This window comes from Oleiphilus sp. HI0132, assembly GCF_001635845.1.
This window is the reverse complement of sequence record NZ_LWGJ01001080.1, coordinates 1-801: the sequence shown is the minus strand read 5'-3', so window position 1 is coordinate 801 and position 801 is coordinate 1. Positions and strand designations below refer to the sequence as shown.

General features: G+C 44.6%; 2 protein-coding genes. One reads left to right on the top strand and one right to left on the bottom strand.

The window, feature by feature from the left end; genetic code table 11:
- A partial coding sequence (locus A3766_RS13840; protein ID WP_156508902.1) for a DEAD/DEAH box helicase occupies positions 1-256 on the bottom strand: 256 nt, incomplete at its 3' end.
- Positions 257-485: 229 nt separating this feature from the next.
- On the opposite strand from A3766_RS13840, the gene A3766_RS13835 reads away from it, so the two are divergent.
- Positions 486-801: DUF2237 family protein (locus A3766_RS13835; RefSeq protein WP_068642377.1), on the top strand; the 316-nt coding region annotated here is incomplete at its 3' end.

The following is an 801-nucleotide window of genomic DNA, read 5'->3' as shown; positions in this document are numbered from 1 at the left end:
TCAGCTCACGAGTCGGGGTAATAATTAATGCTCGTATGCGCTTGCCGCGATAGTTGTAGGGAACATTAAGTTTTTCAAGCAATGGCAGCACAAAGCTCGCTGTCTTACCTGTACCGGTCTGAGATGCCGCGACCACATCTCTGCCAGCTATGATAGCTGGGATAGCTTTACATTGAATAGGGCTTGGTTCGGTGTAGCCTTTGTCTGTGATGGCCTTTAGAATGGGATCGCTTAATCCAAGCTTAGAAAATGGCATGTACACCTCAGTATCGCGTTAATCTAGGGAGTGGATTGTGCCAATAGGCTGGGTTGAAAGCTATGGTTATTTTTTGAGAGACAAGCATGGTAAGAGAAATTCGTATTGCACAAGCAACATTATCAACATATCCATGTATTATTCGGTTAGACATTTGGAAGACTAAGGCTCAATGCGATGAATGCATCAATAGTCAAAAGCTTAAACAGTTAGTAAGCGGAGAAGCAATATGGATATGGACGAATCAGTAAATGTACTTGGCGAAGTCTTGGAACTATGTGGAAGCGACCCCGTCACAGGGTATTATCGAGATGGAAAATGTAATACCTGTGAAGCAGACACAGGTTCACATACGGTTTGTATCGAAGCGTCTAAAGACTTCTTAGAATATTCCAGGTTTAAAGGGAACGACCTGTCTACACCAGTGCCTGAATACGGCTTTCCCGGCTTGAATCCCGGCGATACCTGGTGTCTATGCGCGGTTCGTTGGTTGCAAGCTCAAGAAGATGGTATGGCACCCAGAGTTCACTTAACTAAAACGCACA